Origin of the sequence: Dasania marina DSM 21967 (genome assembly GCF_000373485.1) — a bacterium.
GTDB lineage: Bacteria > Pseudomonadota > Gammaproteobacteria > Pseudomonadales > Dasaniaceae > Dasania > Dasania marina.
This window is the reverse complement of record NZ_KB891585.1, coordinates 107128-121823: the sequence shown is the minus strand read 5'-3', so window position 1 is coordinate 121823 and position 14696 is coordinate 107128. Positions and strand designations below refer to the sequence as shown.

The window sequence follows — 14696 nt, the reverse complement described above, 5'->3', positions numbered from 1 at the left end:
TAACCCCTTTTATTGCATCGCTAAAGTAAAAACAGCGGCCATTTATGCCGATTAATCCATCAGGGCTAACCTAGCTGTTGTTTGGCTTCTAGCCATAGCGACTCTAAAAGCTCCAAACTACTATCGGCTATAGCTTGCTGTCGACTATGCAGTTGCTGCTCTATATACGCAAAACGCCGCTCAAACTTACGATTGGTGGAGCGTAGGGCTGATTCGGGATTAACCTGTAAATGCCTAGCTAAATTAACGCAGCAAAATAAGATGTCACCTAACTCCGATTCTATTTCGGCTTTGTCACCTCCCTGTTGGGCCTGCTCCAATTCAGCAAGTTCTTCATGCAGCTTATCTATGACTTTGCTTATATCGTTCCAATCAAAGCCCACTTTGGCGGCACGTTTTTGTAGTTTAGCTGCGCGATTTAAGGCGGGTAAGGCTAGGGGTACATCTGCTAACAGGCTGTGCTGCTGTTTTTGCTGACGTTCTTGCTGCTTAATCGCCTCCCAGCTTGCTTTGACTTGCTCGGTTTGCTGCTGTTGCTGGCCGGCACGGCTGTGCAATTCACCACTGGGGAAAACATGGGGATGCCTACGTATCAGCTTGGCGGTGAGCTGATGGATCACATCCTCTAAGCTAAAAGCCTGCTGCTCAGCACCTAACTGGCTGTAAAAAATAACCTGAAATAATACGTCGCCCAGCTCTTCTTTAATATGCGCCATATCGTTACGGGCTATCGCATCGGCTAGCTCGTAGCTCTCTTCCAAGGTGTGAGGCACTATGCTGGCAAAGGTTTGCTCCTTATCCCAATGGCAGCCGTCCTGAGGATCACGTAAGCGCTGCATCAGATACTGCAAGTCTTGTAAGCTATACATAGGCTCAGGCATTATTTTTTATCTTCTCTTACCCGGTAAGCATTAGAAACATTGGGCAGGCTATTGATACGGCTTAACAGGTTCGATAATTCTGCTAGGCCACTCATTTCTACCGTTAAGGCCATTAAGGCCGTGTGGTCTTTTTTATTGGTGGTGGTTTGCATGGCAATAACATCTACTTTAGCATTGGCTAGCAAGGTCGTTACATCTCGTAATAAACCCTGGCGGTCAAAGGCGGTGACTTCTAAATCTACCGGGTAACTTTGTGGTTTCTGAGCATCGCCCCAATTCACTTCTATAATTCGCTCAGGCTCGTTGTGTTGCAACTGCAGCAGTTTGGCGCAATCCTGTAGGTGTATGCTAACGCCACGACCTTGGGTAACATAGCCCATAATCATATCGCCTGGCACCGGCTTACAGCACCTGGCAAAATGCGTCAGTAGATTACCTACCCCTTGTACAATAATATTGTTGCTGCCTTCATCAACGCGGGGCGGCTTAGTGACTAGCTCGGTAACAGGCGCCTCTACACCTTTATCAAAGCGTTCACTGACAGCGAGTATTTGTGCGGTATTAATATCACCCGCGCCTACTGCGGCATACATATCTTCGACCACTTGATAGCCAAAATAGGTAGCTACCGTTTTGTAATCTAGGCTGGTTAAGGCCATGCGTTTGAAGACTTTTTCTACCAGCGCCCGGCCCGCAGCGACATTATCCTCTCTCGCTTGCAACCTAAACCAGGCCTGCACTTTGCTACGCGCCCGGGATGATTGCAGGTAGTGCAAGCTAGGTTGTAGCCAGTCGCGCTTGGGGTTGTTCTCTTTGCCAGTTAATATCTCTACTTGTTCACCGGTGGCCAACGCATAGGTTAGCGACACTATACGACCATTCACTTTCGCACCCCGGCAGCGGTGCCCCACCTCAGTATGGATGTGGTAGGCAAAATCCAAGGGCGTAGAGCCCTGTGCTAAGTTGACGACATGGCCGTCGGGGGTAAACACATAGACTCTATCCTGAGCATTGGCAAAGCGCTTGGTAATTTCTTCAGTGCCGCCATCTATCTCTTCGTGCCAATCTAACACCTGCCGCAGCCAGGCAATTTTATCTTCGTAGCTGCTGCCACCATGCCTGTCAGCACCTTTATAACGCCAGTGGGCGCAAACCCCGTACTCGGATTCCTCATGCATGGCAAAGGTACGTATTTGTATTTCTAAGACCTTTCCCTCAGGCCCTATCACCGCCGTATGCAGTGAGCGATAACCATTATCTTTGGGGTTGGCGATATAGTCGTCAAACTCATTGGCGATATTACGCCACAGGCCGTGCACTAAACCTAGCACGGCATAACAGTCCTTTAGTTCGGGCACTAATATACGCACCGCCCGAATATCGTAAACCTGTGAAAAACCTATGCCTTTGCGCTGCATTTTACGCCAGATACTATAGATGTGTTTAACTCGACCACTGAGCTCAGCCTCTATAGCATTTTTTGCCAAAACATCGCTGAGCAACTGCTTAACTTCTTCTATATAGCGCTGCCTGGCCAATCTTTTTTCATCAAGTAATTTGGCAATTTTTTTATAGGAGGCAGCATGTAGGTAGCGGAACGATAAGTCTTCCAACTCCCATTTAATATGGCCTATGCCTAAACGGTGAGCCAGCGGTGCGTAAATATCAAATACTTCGCGGGCGACTAAATAGCGGCGTGTGGGATTATTTTTAACGGCTCGGATAGCGCAGGTGCGTTCAGCTAATTTTAACAATGCCACTCGCACATCATCGACTAAGGCCACCAGCATTTTGCGTATATTTTCTTTTTGCGCACTGGCTTGGCCTAACACCGGGGTATCGCCTGCTATCACCTTACTCATGGCCGCCATACGTATGACACCTTCAATCAGCGTGGCGACACGCTCACCAAAATTTTCTCTAACGACATCCAGCTCTAGTTGATGCTCACGAACCAATCTATAAATCACCGCAGCGACTAAGGTTTCGGTATCTAAATGTAGGTCGGCGAGTATCTCAACCATTTCCATGCCTATACGGAAACGGCTGTGCTCTTTGCCCCAGGAATTGGGGGAGTCGGTGTTGGGTTGCTGCTCTATAAATTGACTAAAGTTACAGGCCCGCAGTAACTCGACTTTATCAACCGCGGGGTCTACCGGCAGGCGCTCTAGCCACTGACTGACATCAATAGAGCCATCGCTATTAACTGGATATTCTTCACGTACTTTTACCATAATTAACTGGTATTCCTTGTGAGTCGCTGAGATCTATACCCTTAAGGGATATAAACGTTACAGGCTTTCTAACACCACGAAAGCAGTCGCTATATCGTCTTCATCGCTAATACTAACGTGCTGGCCGCAAACCTGGCGAGCAGCGGCATATTCTGCCGCTTTACCGGAAAAACACAGCATAGGCGCGCCAAGCTCATTATGGGTTATAGAAATATCTTGCCAGCTAACACCTTGGCCTATGCCGGTACCTAGTGCTTTACCTGCCGCTTCTTTCACTGCAAAACGTTTGGCTAATAGGGCTATAGGTTTAGTCGCTGTTTCAAATTGAGCAAATTCCTGTGGCGTTAATATACGCTGCGCAAACTTATTGCCCAAACGTTGATAACTGGCCTCTATACGATCAATTTTTACTAAATCGGTACCTATACCTACTATCATTCTGCAACCTATCAACTTGCCTGTTAGCTAAGCTTACTCATAAAAACAACTCGCGGCTTTTTAAAGGTTTAGCGCCTAAATAAAACCCCAGTGCCTGCCTACATAGCCGTTTTGCCGCTGCCCGTGCGGTGGGCTGAAAATCTGCCGCCGCTATGGCTAATAAATCCGCGCCATTAAAACTATTTCGTAAGGGTTGATCGCCATGGTAGGCACTAAACCCCCGTTCGGGAAAGTATTGATAGCGCCCATCCGGCGCTATCGCCTCACCGGTATCGGCAACATTTTCTAGCTGTAAGCCATAACCTAAATAATTGAGTAGTGTCAGCTCAAAACGACGCAAAATAATATCAACAGGTTCGTGCAAGTTTAATTGTATTAACACCTGTTGGTACAAATAAAAGATATCGTCATTTTCTTCTTCAGCCTGTAATAAACGTGTTAGCAGCTCATTAACATACATCGCGCTAAATAGTCGCTCGCCCTGCAGCGCATAACTAGCGGCTTGCGCTTCTATATGAAACAGACTTTTTAAATCGCTTTTACCGCCCCAGCTAATCAACAGAGGCTTAAAAGACTGCAGCAGGCTGCGTTTTTGTTTGGCTGTTTTACTAACTGCCCTCACCCCTTTGGCTACCGCACTAACACGGCCATATTGCGGGGTGAAAAAATCTACCAACATACTGGTGTCACGGTAGTGCCGGGTGTGTAAAACATAAGCTGGCTGCAGTTCAACACGCATAATGACGCTACACTAATCGAAGTCGTTATAGCCTAGGCTACGCAAGGCTCTTTCATCATCTGACCAGCCTGACTTCACTTTAACCCAGAGCTTGAGCATGACCTTGCGTTCGAACATTTTCTCCATGTCCAGCCTAGCCTCCTGCCCTATTAATTTTAAACGGGCGCCCTTGTCGCCGATAACAATACGCTTTTGCCCTTCACGCTCAACCAGTATCAAAGCGCCTATATGCAGACTTTTACCGCTATCGCTAAATTCTTCAATTTCTACGGTAATTTCATAGGGCACTTCCGCGCCTAACTGACGCATGATTTTCTCACGCACCAACTCTGCCGCCATAAAGCGCGAACTTCTGTCGGTAATTTGATCTTCATCGAAGAACCAATCACCCTTGGGTAGGCGCTCGTTAATACAGGCCTCTAAACTATCTAGGTTAGTATCGCGTAACGCCGACACCGGCACGATTTCAGCAAAATCCATTTTTTGCTCTGCGGCTTGTATAAACGGTAGCAGGCTGGACTTGTCTTCTATTTGATCAACTTTATTAACCGCTAAAATTACCGGGCAAGAGGCGCGTTTAACTTGCTCTAGCACCCAATCATCGGCGGTGGTCCACTTGCCTCGGTCGACCACAAAAACCACCACGTCTACGTCGGTAATCGCCGAGCTGGCGGCGCGGTTCATATAGCGGTTAATCGCTTTTTCTGAATCATCATTTTGATGTAAACCCGGTGTGTCTACAAAGATAGACTGCACCTGATTTTCAGTTTTAATACCCAGCACTCTATGCCGCGTGGTTTGCGGCTTGCGCGAAGTGATACTAATTTTTTGACCTAATATATGGTTAAGCAAGGTAGACTTGCCGACATTAGGACGGCCTACTATCGCTACATAACCACAGCGTGTTTCGCTCATAATATTTCCTGCCAGCCTAGAGGCTGTTTTCGATTAATTCTATCGCCGCCGCTGCGGCTGCTTGTTCGGCACTGCGCCGATTACCGCCCTCACCTATACAGTTGGGCAGCCCGGGTATCTCACAGGCAATCTGAAAGTGTTGATCATGATCCTCACCACTGGTTTCTATCAACGTATATACAGGCAGGGCTTTCTTTTTAGCCTGTAGTATTTCTTGTAAAGTGGTTTTGGCGTCTTTGTGACTTTTCTTAGAGGCTATAGCCTCTAAGCGCGAGTGATACCAGCTCAGCACGCGTTCGCGACACTGCAACATATCTGAGTCTAAATAGATGGCACCTATCAAGGCTTCTACGGTATCGGCCAAAATGGATTCACGGCGAAAGCCTCCGCTTTTCATTTCACCCTGCCCCAGCTTTAAATAATCACCCAACTCAAACTCACGGGCTATTTCAGCCAGGGTCTTACCCTTAACCATCTGCGCGCGCATTTGGCTAAGCTCGCCTTCTTTTAATTTGGGAAAACGCTCGAACAGGCTTTCTGCAATAACAAAATTAACAATAGAATCGCCTAAAAACTCTAGGCGCTCATTGTTTTTTGCCCCCACGCTGCGATGACTCAGTGCCAGCTCTAGTAATTGGCTATCCTTAAACTCATAGCCCAGCTTGGCCAATAAACGTTGCGTAGATACTGTCACTATAAATTACTTACCTTGCACTTCAAATTGAAGCTTCTCGAATTTCACCACCACATCCACATTTTGCATAAAAGGAACGCGCTGTTCGTAGTTGGCATTGATTTTAACTTTGCCGCTTTTTTCACGTTTAATGTCTATATCTTTAGTGGTAATAACCGTAACTTGGTTCATATTGAATGAACGGTCAATTTTCTTGCGTATCTCCGCAGGCGTCATTCCAGTACCACCCTCTTCGACTATAGAGGTCAAAACACTTTTAACCGTCCACGAACTCATATAGATGGGCAATAATTTCACGAATACCGTTGCAAAAAAACCAATTAATAACAACACCATTAATAGGCTTAAACCTGACAGACCACGCTGGCGTATAGGGCTTACCATAATGTTTCTCCACTTATTGTTTTTGACAGTATTGTAGTGTGTTTTTGCCATAATACCCGCTAGCGTTTTATTCAATCACACCGGCGCGGCTAAAACTGGGCAACTGGGTTATAGACGGCCAATACATCCATTTAGCAAATGCCTTGCCTACGATGTTTTGCTCTGGCACTGGCCCCCAGAAACGACTATCGCTGCTGTTATCACGATTATCGCCCATCATAAAATAATGGCCTTGCGGCACCACCATGGTAAAACCGCCACGGTCTATAGCCATGGTATTGTGTATGGTGTGGCTGCTGTCGCCAAATTGCTCATTATAGAGTTTAACTGCTTGGCCAGATTCGTGAATTTGCGCCACAAACGCCTGCGGCATAAACTCGCCGTTGATGGTTAAAGTTTTGTTGCTATAAACAATTTCATCGCCAGGCAAGCCTATTACCCGTTTAATAAAATAACGCGGATCATGGGGAGGAAAAAACACCATCACATCACCACGCTGCGGCTCACCCACTGCCATAATTTTGGTACCTAACACGGGCAGGCGTAGACCATAGCTAAATTTATTCACCAAAATATAATCACCCACTTTGAGAGTGGGTACCATAGAGGCGGAGGGAATTTGGAAAGGCTCTACAATAAAAGAGCGCAGCAACACCACCACGAATAACACTGGAAAAAAAGACTTGGCGTATTCCGCCAAAATCAACTCGCGGCCATAGTTGCTGAGTAATAACTCTTTTTGCTCGGCCACATAGCGTCCTAAAAATGCCGTTACCGAGGGCGAATCCACATAGTTGTTGCGCTTATGCGCAAAACAAAAATGATCTAAGGCATACACCACACCACTAAACAAGGTTAGCCACACCAGTACCAGCGCGAAGTCGCCATCTTTCACTAAGAAGATAGACGCGCCCCAAGCCAGCCACATAATAAAGGTGGCACGGTAAAACCACTCTGACCAACCGGGTACAGTTTTTACTAGTAGTTCGTCAGCAGATAGTGATTGCCCTTCATTAATACAGCGATCTAACTGTACTTGTATTTGTGGTCGGGCAAATTTTTCCTGCATTAGCCACAGCAATAAACTCATGCCTGAAACAACAAATAACAGCGTATTAACCATATTTACATCCAATCATTATATTTAAAGGTTAAGGACTAAAGCTTAACTATCAACTTTTAACACCGCTAAAAACGCGCTCTGCGGAATTTCTACATTACCCACTCGTTTCATGCGCTTTTTACCAGCCTTTTGTTTTTCTAACAGTTTGCGCTTACGACTAATATCACCACCATAGCATTTAGCGGTTACGTTTTTGCGCAGTGCTTTCACCGACTGCCTGGCTACAATTTGACCACCTATGGCGGCCTGTATAGCGACATCAAACATCTGCCTAGGGATTAACTCTTTCATTTTTTCGGTTAAGGATCTACCACGGCTTTGTGCTTGGTCTCTGTGTACGATTATCGACAAGGCATCGACGCGATCGCCATTAATCAACACATCCAGCTTAACCAGCGGTGCTTCTTGAAAACGCTCAAAGCTGTAGTCCAAAGAAGCGTAGCCACGGCTAACGGACTTTAGCCTATCGAAGAAATCTAATACCACTTCATTCATAGGCAACTCATAGCTAACCGCTACCTGTTTACCTAAAAACTGCATCTCTTTTTGCACACCGCGCTTTTCTACGCACAGGGTAATCACCGCACCTAAATATTCTTGCGGCACTAACATATTGGCGAGACAAATAGGTTCGCGCACCTCGTCTAAGATGCCCGGATCGGGTAAGGCCGAAGGGTTATCTACCATTAACACCTCGCCTTGCTTGGTGAGCACTTGGTAAATAACCGTAGGGGCAGTGGTAATTAAATCGAGATTGTATTCCCGCTCTAAACGCTCCTGAATAATTTCCATGTGCAACATGCCTAGGAAACCTATGCGAAAACCAAAGCCTAGTGCGTCCGAACTTTCGGGCTCGTAAAACAACGATGCATCGTTGAGCGTTAACTTTGCCAGAGCATCTCGGAAGGATTCGTAATCGTCAGAATTAACGGTAAACAGACCCGCATAAACCTGCGGTTTCACTTTTTTGAAGCCAGGCAACTGCGTAACATTGGGGGTACTGGCGTGGGTAATAGTATCGCCCACAGGCGCGCCGTGTATGTCTTTAATACCGGCAACTACAAAACCGACTTCACCCGCTTTTAATACGCCTGTCACCAGACGCTTGGGGGTAAAAATACCGACACTATCGGTAATATGCTGCTTACCGGTAGACTTCATAATGATTTTATCGCCTTTGCGCAGCTGACCATGCTTAACACGCACCAACGAGACTATGCCCAAGTAATTATCAAACCAAGAATCGATAATCAGCGCCTGTAAGTCGCCATCAAGATTACCTACCGGCGGTGGTATTAACTCGACTAACTGCTCTAGTAAATCATCCACGCCCATGCCGGATTTAGCACTCACGGCTATGGCATGAGAAGCATCTAAGCCTATAATTTCTTCTATTTCTTGCTTAACAGTATCAGGATCGGCTTGCGGCAAGTCCATTTTATTGAGCACAGGCAGCACTTCTAAACCCTGCTCTATAGCGGTGTAACAATTGGCTACCGATTGCGCCTCTACCCCTTGCGCCGCATCCACCACCAACAACGCACCTTCACAAGCTGCCAGTGAACGGGAAACTTCATAGGAGAAATCCACATGCCCAGGCGTATCGATAAAGTTAAGTTGGTAGGTTTTACCGTTTTTGGCATTGTAATTGAGGGTGACGCTTTGGGCCTTAATGGTAATACCGCGCTCGCGCTCTATATCCATAGAGTCCAGCACTTGCGCGCCCATCTCGCGGGCACTAAGGCCACCACAGGTTTGAATAAAGCGATCGGCGAGGGTCGATTTACCGTGATCTATATGGGCAATGATGGAAAAATTTCGAATTAAATCTAAGTTACTCACTCGCTAAACCACTTTCAAAAAACTACATAAATACACTTATCACAGCCCCTAACAACACGATATACAGTTAGGCCGAATAAGACTCGTTTCAATCAAACGGCGAATTTTACAGGAAAGGGGATAATCTAGCTATGAATAGCGCTTTTAGAATACCTATAGAAACTTACGCGCTGTGAATAATATCGCCACAGGCGGTTTTGGCCCTACCACTCAACGTGACTCTCACCTGCGCAGCGAGAATATTACTCTGGCCGCGAGAGCGCCACCAAACCAATACAAAACCCAGCAGCAAGCCAACTGCTGAAGCCAGTACTATCTCACCCTCTAGGCTAAACCAATAACTCGCGACAGCACCGGCAGCTAACATGCTTAGCAGAGGCAGCAGATAAACTAATAAAGCGCCACTGACTAATAAATGCTCGGGGAATTGCAACTGCACCTTATCGTCCACCTGATAATGACAGCTATCTTCTGCAGGTATAACCACTTTCAAATGATTGCGGCGCTGATGAGCAGCTTCATTCATCAACCCATAACCGCAGCCTTTTTGTGCCGAACAACTATTGCAGGTGCTTTTTTGCAGTGTTTCTACCCATAAGTGCTGCTTATCTACCGCTAGCACTCTGGCTACTTCGCTCATCATAATTAGCTAGCCGCTACTATAGAGGCGGCGACGCGCTCAGCGGTAAGCTGGGGAATTTCACCCACTACTGTGACCCTATAGGTTGTACCGTTAAGCTGAAAGGCTCTGGAATAGGCCATGGTAGCACCGCGCTGTGCCCTGCCCTGCACCCCCGCATTGGGGCTACTGTTGTTATGGGGCTCTACAAATACAGAAAACACCGCCAGGCCATCAGTAAAGGTTTGACTATCAACAGTGGTTTTTTTAGGTGTGCCTGATATAGGCTTAAAACCACCAGGCACCCAGTTTAAACGCCAGGCATAATGGTGATCATCGCTAACACCGGGGGCGATATGGGCAGCCTGCTGGGAATGTTTGGGATCACTAAAGATATGGGCAGGAATATCGACGTTCAACTCCAGCTCTACAAACTGAAAGCGCTCCAATACTTTGTTGTCGGTACTGTATTGCACACCGCGCAGTAACAGCCCCGTTTCTTCATCCAGTGACAGTCGGTGGCCAAAGCGGTGTTTATCTCTGGGCATTATCGCCAAAACTACCACTTTGCGGCCTGCCACTCTATCGTAGCCGGCCAACGAAAAATCATAAAAATGGGCCATGCCCGCCTGGCTATGGAATTGCTGTTTTAGCAGATTGATCAGCTTGTCACCTGCATGCATACAACTGGGGCCATGGCCTTTGCGCACCACATTAAGCTCACTGCTGTTGAGCCGCTCTAAGCGCTCATACTCTTCACCATCTATCAATGCATGAAAAATACGCATGGTCTGGATGTTATCGGCCTGCTCATAGGTAAACAGCCCCTGATAATTTAACTGTCTATGGCTGCTAGACATTTTTTGCAGCCAGTCTTGCGCAGCCAGAGGCTCAGCAACAGCCAGATTGACCGCCGTTAGCAAGGCTAGCGACAACACAGCCATAGCACGCCACATCATTTATTGCGCCTCGTAACTAGCAACGCGGGCAAAGTTCATCATGCCTTGGCCGTTATTGAGAGAAGATTGTTCAGTGTGCTCCAACATATATTGATGCAAACGCTGCTCTGCGGTTAAATCGCCCTTCTCTATCGCTCTAGACAAACCCGTGCCAGGTGTCGGCCATTGCTGAGCCAAGGTGGCGCTAACAGTGACATTACCGACACCATTAGCCGCTAATTGTGCAGGGTAAACTCTACCACTATTCCCTGAGGCTAAGGTATTAGCCGCAGGCGTTAATCCCGTATTCGGCGTCATTAAGCTTTGGCCGCCTAACACTATCGCCATAGTCACCGAGGCTGCCACGGCAAAACCCGCTACCGGCTTATACCAGTTTCGAGCAATTTTAGGCGCTGCCGGCGTTTCATTTACATTATGCGCAGGCTCATCAGCAATAGCTGCCGCGACCTTGGCACTAATATCCCACTGCAAAAAAGCTTGGCCATCACGCCCTGCCATCACATCTGCCATCCTATGCATAGATTGCCAGTGTTGATCCTGCTCCTGAGTATCGCCTTGTTTTAACAAGCGACGTAATTCCAGCTCATCCGTTTCACCGTCTTTTAATGCCGACAATGCTTCTCGCAATTGCTCACTCATAAACTACCCTACCTTCATTCTCATGCCGCGGCTGCTGGCTGCTGTTAGCCAAGTTAAACGGTTGGTAAACCATCCATCTGCGCTCGTACCTGTTTATCCACTGCCTCCCTGGCCCGAAATATTCGTGATCGCACCGTACCTACCGGGCAACCCATCACATCGGCGATATCCTCATAACTAAAATCTTCCAACTCGCGCAAGGTTAGTGCTGTGCGCAAGTCACTGGGTAAATCTGCTATCGCGTTATCCAATACCGCTTTCAACTCTTCACCAAACAAGGCGTTCTCTGGATTTTCAATATCCTTTAGAGGGGAGTCACCCTCAAAATGTTCCGCATCTTCTACATCTATATCGGCGCTAGGCGGGCGACGCCCGCGAGATACCAAATGGTTCTTCGCGGTATTAATCGCAATCCGGTACAGCCAAGTATAAAACGCACTGTCGCCACGAAAATTAGGTAGTGCACGATAAGCCTTAATAAAAGCCTCCTGCGCCACATCCTGAATTTCGGAATGATCGCGTATATAGCGGGAAATCAAGCCAAAGATCTTGTGCTGGTACTTTAATACCAGTAAGTCGTAGGCTCGCTTATCGCCTTGCTGCACCCGCTTAACGAGTTGTTGGTCAGCCTGTGGGGTGCTAGACATTGCTCCCCCAAATCGGGTACTTCTTATTCAATGGCTTGACCGTAGTGTGTGGTGAAAGTTCTTTCATGCTTTATGCTTGCCTCCTAAGAGCCCCTACTTTTTGTATAGTTCCGCTAACACGCTGTTTAATTTCGCTTTTTGTGCTTACGGGCTTATACTACGCGCATATTGTAGCCAGCAAATCAGTGGCGAGTTTACGCGACCCTCTCACTAGAAAAAACCATTAATTAATAAAGCACCTCTCCCTTTTATGAGCACAGTCCTTCAACACGATGTTTTAATTATAGGCAGTGGCGCTGCCGGCCTTTCCTTGGCTTTGCACTTAGACCCCAGCTTACAGGTCGCTCTCATCTGCAAAGGTGAGCTCAACCAGGGCGCCACCTATTACGCCCAAGGGGGTATAGCGGCAGTATTGGACGAGGAAGATTCCTGCGCTGCCCATATTGCTGACACTCTTACCGCCGGTGCCGACCTTTGCCACGAAGATGCCGTGGCCTTCACCGTTAACAATAGCAATGACTTAGTCAATTGGTTAGTTGAGCAAGGCGTGCAATTTACTCGCAACACTGACCCCAGTCAGTCCTTCCACCTCACCAAAGAAGGCGGCCACAGCCACCGCCGCATCATTCACGCGGCAGATGCCACCGGCCGGGCCGTGTCAGAAACGTTGATACAGCGAGCTATAGAAGCCGACAATATACACATCTATGAACAGCGCGTAGCGATAGACCTGATCACCCGCCAAGGCCAGTGCCACGGCGCCTATGTGCTCGATCGCAACACCGGCCATGTCGACCTATTTCAAGCCAAGTATGTCGCCCTAAGCACTGGCGGTGCCAGCAAGGCCTATCTTTATACCAGCAACCCCGACGGTGCCAGCGGTGATGGCATCGCCATGGCTTGGCGCGCAGGCTGCCGGGTAGCCAATATGGAGTTCAACCAATTTCATCCCACCTGCCTGTATCACCCCGAGGCCAAATCTTTTTTGATTACCGAGGCGATACGCGGTGAAGGTGGCCGTTTATTACTACCTAACGGCGAGCGCTTTATGCACCGCTTTGATAAGCGCGGCGAGTTAGCACCTAGGGATATCGTGGCACGCGCCATTGACCATGAAATGAAACGCCTAGGCAGCGACTGCGTGTATTTGGATATCAGCCACCGATCACCCGATTTTATTTTGCATCATTTCCCCACGGTAAAAGCTCGCTGCCTAGAACTGGGCATAGACATTACCCGCGACCCCATGCCAGTAGTGCCCGCCGCCCACTACACCTGCGGCGGCGTTATGGTTGACCAACACAGTAGCACCGATATCGCCAGCCTCTATGCCATAGGCGAAACCTCCTTTACCGGCCTGCACGGTGCTAACCGTATGGCCAGTAACTCTTTATTAGAGTGCTTAGTGTATGGCCGTTCGGCAGCGCAACATATGATGGCTAATCTGGATCAGGACTTCCCTAAATTACAGATTAACCCCTGGGATGAATCGCAGGTTACCGATTCGGACGAGGACGTGGTTATCTCCCACAACTGGGATGAGTTGCGCCGCTTTATGTGGGATTACGTAGGTATAGTTCGCACCAATAAACGCCTGCAACGGGCACTGCGCCGGGCCGAATTACTGCAACAGGAAATTAATGAGTATTACAGCAACTACAAGGTCAGCAATGATTTATTAGAGCTGCGCAACCTCGCCACAGTCGCCGAATTGATTATACGCTCGGCACTAAGCCGTAAAGAAAGCCGTGGCCTGCACTACACCCTGGACTACCCCAACGCACTAGCTGAAGCCGAGGACACCATACTCTATCCCAGCAAGAAAGAGCCGCTGCAATAGCCTATAAATGAACCGCTAAAAACCCGCTTGATAAGCCTTACGGCTTTTAAATAATACGCTAAGCCGGCGAAAATCATCTGGCTGGCAGCTATCAGCCAGCAATAACACTGCGTGTGATTGCCCAGTCAGTGGCTGATGATAGCTGGCCGCCATTAGCCAAGGCCAAACGGTAGCTGCGCGCAATACCACATCGACATCGCCCTCGGCATAGCACAACTGCCAGCGGCCATGATCATGGCGCAGGGCCTGTAAACATTGCGGTGAAAAATGACGCCGCCAACAGTGATAACCGTATAGCAGCTGCAATAACAGCATGGACAGTAACAGATACCAAGGCAGCTGATAAACCAGCAGCGCCACTAGCACCAGACCATTTAACGCCCAGAGATAGCTTTTCAGCCAAAAGGAAGGTGTTACGGCGACCTTAAGCGGGCCGCACATGCGCAATAATTTTATTAACGATAATAGCCAGCTCGTTATCTTCGGGTTTGCCACGGCCTAAAAACCAGGCAAACAAATCATTGTCTTCAGACTCCAGCAAATCTAGATAACGTTGTAAGTCGTCCGCATCCAAGTTACGTAAGCGCTGCTCAACAAAAGGCACTAAGATCAAGTCTAGTTCTAGCATACCGCGGCGACTCGCCCACCCTATGCGGTTAAATTCTTGATCCGATAACATAGTAAAACCCTTAAAAAACGTACACTCTAAGTAAGCCCTAAATAGACCCTAAACGGAAACCAT

The 14696-nt window shown here is 47.9% G+C and carries 16 protein-coding genes; 1 reads left to right on the top strand and 15 read right to left on the bottom strand.

Going from position 1 to position 14696, the window contains the following annotated elements; all coding sequences use genetic code 11:
• Positions 1 to 65: 65 nt before the first annotated feature.
• The 13 genes from mazG to rpoE all read right to left on the bottom strand — a co-directional run bounded on the left by mazG (position 66) and on the right by rpoE (position 12114).
• Positions 66 to 881 (bottom strand): nucleoside triphosphate pyrophosphohydrolase, encoded by an 816-nt coding sequence (mazG, locus tag B067_RS0110085; protein WP_019529961.1) that lies wholly within the window; start codon positions 879 to 881, stop codon positions 66 to 68.
• Positions 881 to 3115, bottom strand: a complete 2235-nt coding sequence (relA, locus tag B067_RS0110080) for a GTP diphosphokinase (RefSeq protein WP_019529960.1) — start codon at positions 3113 to 3115, stop codon at positions 881 to 883. Before relA ends, mazG begins: the two co-directional genes overlap by 1 nt.
• Positions 3116 to 3172: 57 nt before the next feature.
• Positions 3173 to 3553 (bottom strand): holo-ACP synthase, encoded by a 381-nt coding sequence (gene acpS / locus B067_RS0110075; protein WP_019529959.1) that lies wholly within the window; start codon positions 3551 to 3553, stop codon positions 3173 to 3175.
• Positions 3554 to 3590: 37 nt separating this feature from the next.
• Complete coding sequence (gene recO, locus B067_RS0110070; RefSeq protein WP_019529958.1) at positions 3591 to 4292, bottom strand: DNA repair protein RecO; 702 nt, start codon at positions 4290 to 4292, stop codon at positions 3591 to 3593.
• A gap of 12 nt (positions 4293 to 4304) precedes the next feature.
• Positions 4305 to 5207, bottom strand: coding sequence for a GTPase Era (era, locus tag B067_RS0110065; protein ID WP_019529957.1), 903 nt, complete (start codon positions 5205 to 5207; stop codon positions 4305 to 4307).
• Between the two features lie 16 nt (positions 5208 to 5223).
• Complete coding sequence (rnc, locus tag B067_RS0110060; protein ID WP_019529956.1) at positions 5224 to 5901, bottom strand: ribonuclease III; 678 nt, start codon at positions 5899 to 5901, stop codon at positions 5224 to 5226.
• Positions 5902 to 5907: 6 nt separating this feature from the next.
• Positions 5908 to 6285: a DUF4845 domain-containing protein gene (locus B067_RS0110055; RefSeq protein ID WP_035802067.1), complete on the bottom strand. Its 378-nt coding sequence runs from the start codon at positions 6283 to 6285 to the stop codon at positions 5908 to 5910.
• Positions 6286 to 6352: 67 nt separating this feature from the next.
• Positions 6353 to 7408: a signal peptidase I gene (lepB, locus tag B067_RS0110050; protein WP_019529954.1), complete on the bottom strand. Its 1056-nt coding sequence runs from the start codon at positions 7406 to 7408 to the stop codon at positions 6353 to 6355.
• Positions 7409 to 7450: 42 nt separating this feature from the next.
• The gene (gene lepA / locus B067_RS0110045; RefSeq protein ID WP_019529953.1) at positions 7451 to 9250 is read right to left on the bottom strand and encodes a translation elongation factor 4; all 1800 of its coding nucleotides are present in this window, start codon (positions 9248 to 9250) and stop codon (positions 7451 to 7453) included.
• A gap of 163 nt (positions 9251 to 9413) precedes the next feature.
• The gene (locus B067_RS20175; protein ID WP_051083844.1) at positions 9414 to 9893 is read right to left on the bottom strand and encodes a SoxR reducing system RseC family protein; all 480 of its coding nucleotides are present in this window, start codon (positions 9891 to 9893) and stop codon (positions 9414 to 9416) included.
• A 2-nt stretch (positions 9894 to 9895) separates the two neighbouring features.
• Entirely contained in the window at positions 9896 to 10828 is a 933-nt protein-coding gene (locus tag B067_RS0110035) for a MucB/RseB C-terminal domain-containing protein (RefSeq protein ID WP_019529951.1), read from the bottom strand.
• Entirely contained in the window at positions 10829 to 11467 is a 639-nt protein-coding gene (locus tag B067_RS21260) for a sigma-E factor negative regulatory protein (protein ID WP_019529950.1), read from the bottom strand.
• A gap of 53 nt (positions 11468 to 11520) precedes the next feature.
• Entirely contained in the window at positions 11521 to 12114 is a 594-nt protein-coding gene (gene rpoE / locus B067_RS0110025; protein ID WP_019529949.1) for an RNA polymerase sigma factor RpoE, read from the bottom strand.
• Between the two features lie 250 nt (positions 12115 to 12364).
• On the opposite strand from rpoE, the gene nadB reads away from it, so the two are divergent.
• Entirely contained in the window at positions 12365 to 13954 is a 1590-nt protein-coding gene (nadB, locus tag B067_RS0110020) for an L-aspartate oxidase (RefSeq protein ID WP_019529948.1), read from the top strand.
• A 15-nt stretch (positions 13955 to 13969) separates the two neighbouring features.
• On the opposite strand, the gene B067_RS0110015 is transcribed toward nadB, so the two are convergent.
• On the bottom strand, positions 13970 to 14395 hold the full coding sequence (locus B067_RS0110015) for a protein YgfX (RefSeq protein ID WP_019529947.1): 426 nt from the start codon (positions 14393 to 14395) through the stop codon (positions 13970 to 13972).
• Positions 14379 to 14633, bottom strand: a complete 255-nt coding sequence (locus B067_RS0110010; RefSeq protein WP_019529946.1) for an FAD assembly factor SdhE — start codon at positions 14631 to 14633, stop codon at positions 14379 to 14381. The genes B067_RS0110015 and B067_RS0110010 overlap by 17 nt, the downstream gene beginning before the upstream one ends.
• Positions 14634 to 14696: the final 63 nt, after the last annotated feature.

Excerpts from the sequence above, each read along its gene's own strand:
- era (WP_019529957.1), bottom strand. The coding sequence starts at position 5,207 with ATGAGCGAAACACGCTGTGGTTATGTAGCGATAGTAGGCCGTCCTAAT.
- B067_RS0110035 (WP_019529951.1), bottom strand. The coding sequence starts at position 10,828 with ATGATGTGGCGTGCTATGGCTGTGTTGTCGCTAGCCTTGCTAACGGCG.
- B067_RS0110015 (WP_019529947.1), bottom strand. The coding sequence starts at position 14,395 with ATGTGCGGCCCGCTTAAGGTCGCCGTAACACCTTCCTTTTGGCTGAAA.
- mazG (WP_019529961.1), bottom strand. The coding sequence starts at position 881 with ATGCCTGAGCCTATGTATAGCTTACAAGACTTGCAGTATCTGATGCAG.
- lepB (WP_019529954.1), bottom strand. The coding sequence starts at position 7,408 with ATGGTTAATACGCTGTTATTTGTTGTTTCAGGCATGAGTTTATTGCTG.
- recO (WP_019529958.1), bottom strand. The coding sequence starts at position 4,292 with ATGCGTGTTGAACTGCAGCCAGCTTATGTTTTACACACCCGGCACTAC.
- acpS (WP_019529959.1), bottom strand. The coding sequence starts at position 3,553 with ATGATAGTAGGTATAGGTACCGATTTAGTAAAAATTGATCGTATAGAG.
- nadB (WP_019529948.1), top strand. The coding sequence starts at position 12,365 with ATGAGCACAGTCCTTCAACACGATGTTTTAATTATAGGCAGTGGCGCT.
- B067_RS20175 (WP_051083844.1), bottom strand. The coding sequence starts at position 9,893 with ATGATGAGCGAAGTAGCCAGAGTGCTAGCGGTAGATAAGCAGCACTTA.
- B067_RS0110055 (WP_035802067.1), bottom strand. The coding sequence starts at position 6,285 with ATGGTAAGCCCTATACGCCAGCGTGGTCTGTCAGGTTTAAGCCTATTA.
- relA (WP_019529960.1), bottom strand. The coding sequence starts at position 3,115 with ATGGTAAAAGTACGTGAAGAATATCCAGTTAATAGCGATGGCTCTATT.
- B067_RS21260 (WP_019529950.1), bottom strand. The coding sequence starts at position 11,467 with ATGAGTGAGCAATTGCGAGAAGCATTGTCGGCATTAAAAGACGGTGAA.
- B067_RS0110010 (WP_019529946.1), bottom strand. The coding sequence starts at position 14,633 with ATGTTATCGGATCAAGAATTTAACCGCATAGGGTGGGCGAGTCGCCGC.
- rpoE (WP_019529949.1), bottom strand. The coding sequence starts at position 12,114 with ATGTCTAGCACCCCACAGGCTGACCAACAACTCGTTAAGCGGGTGCAG.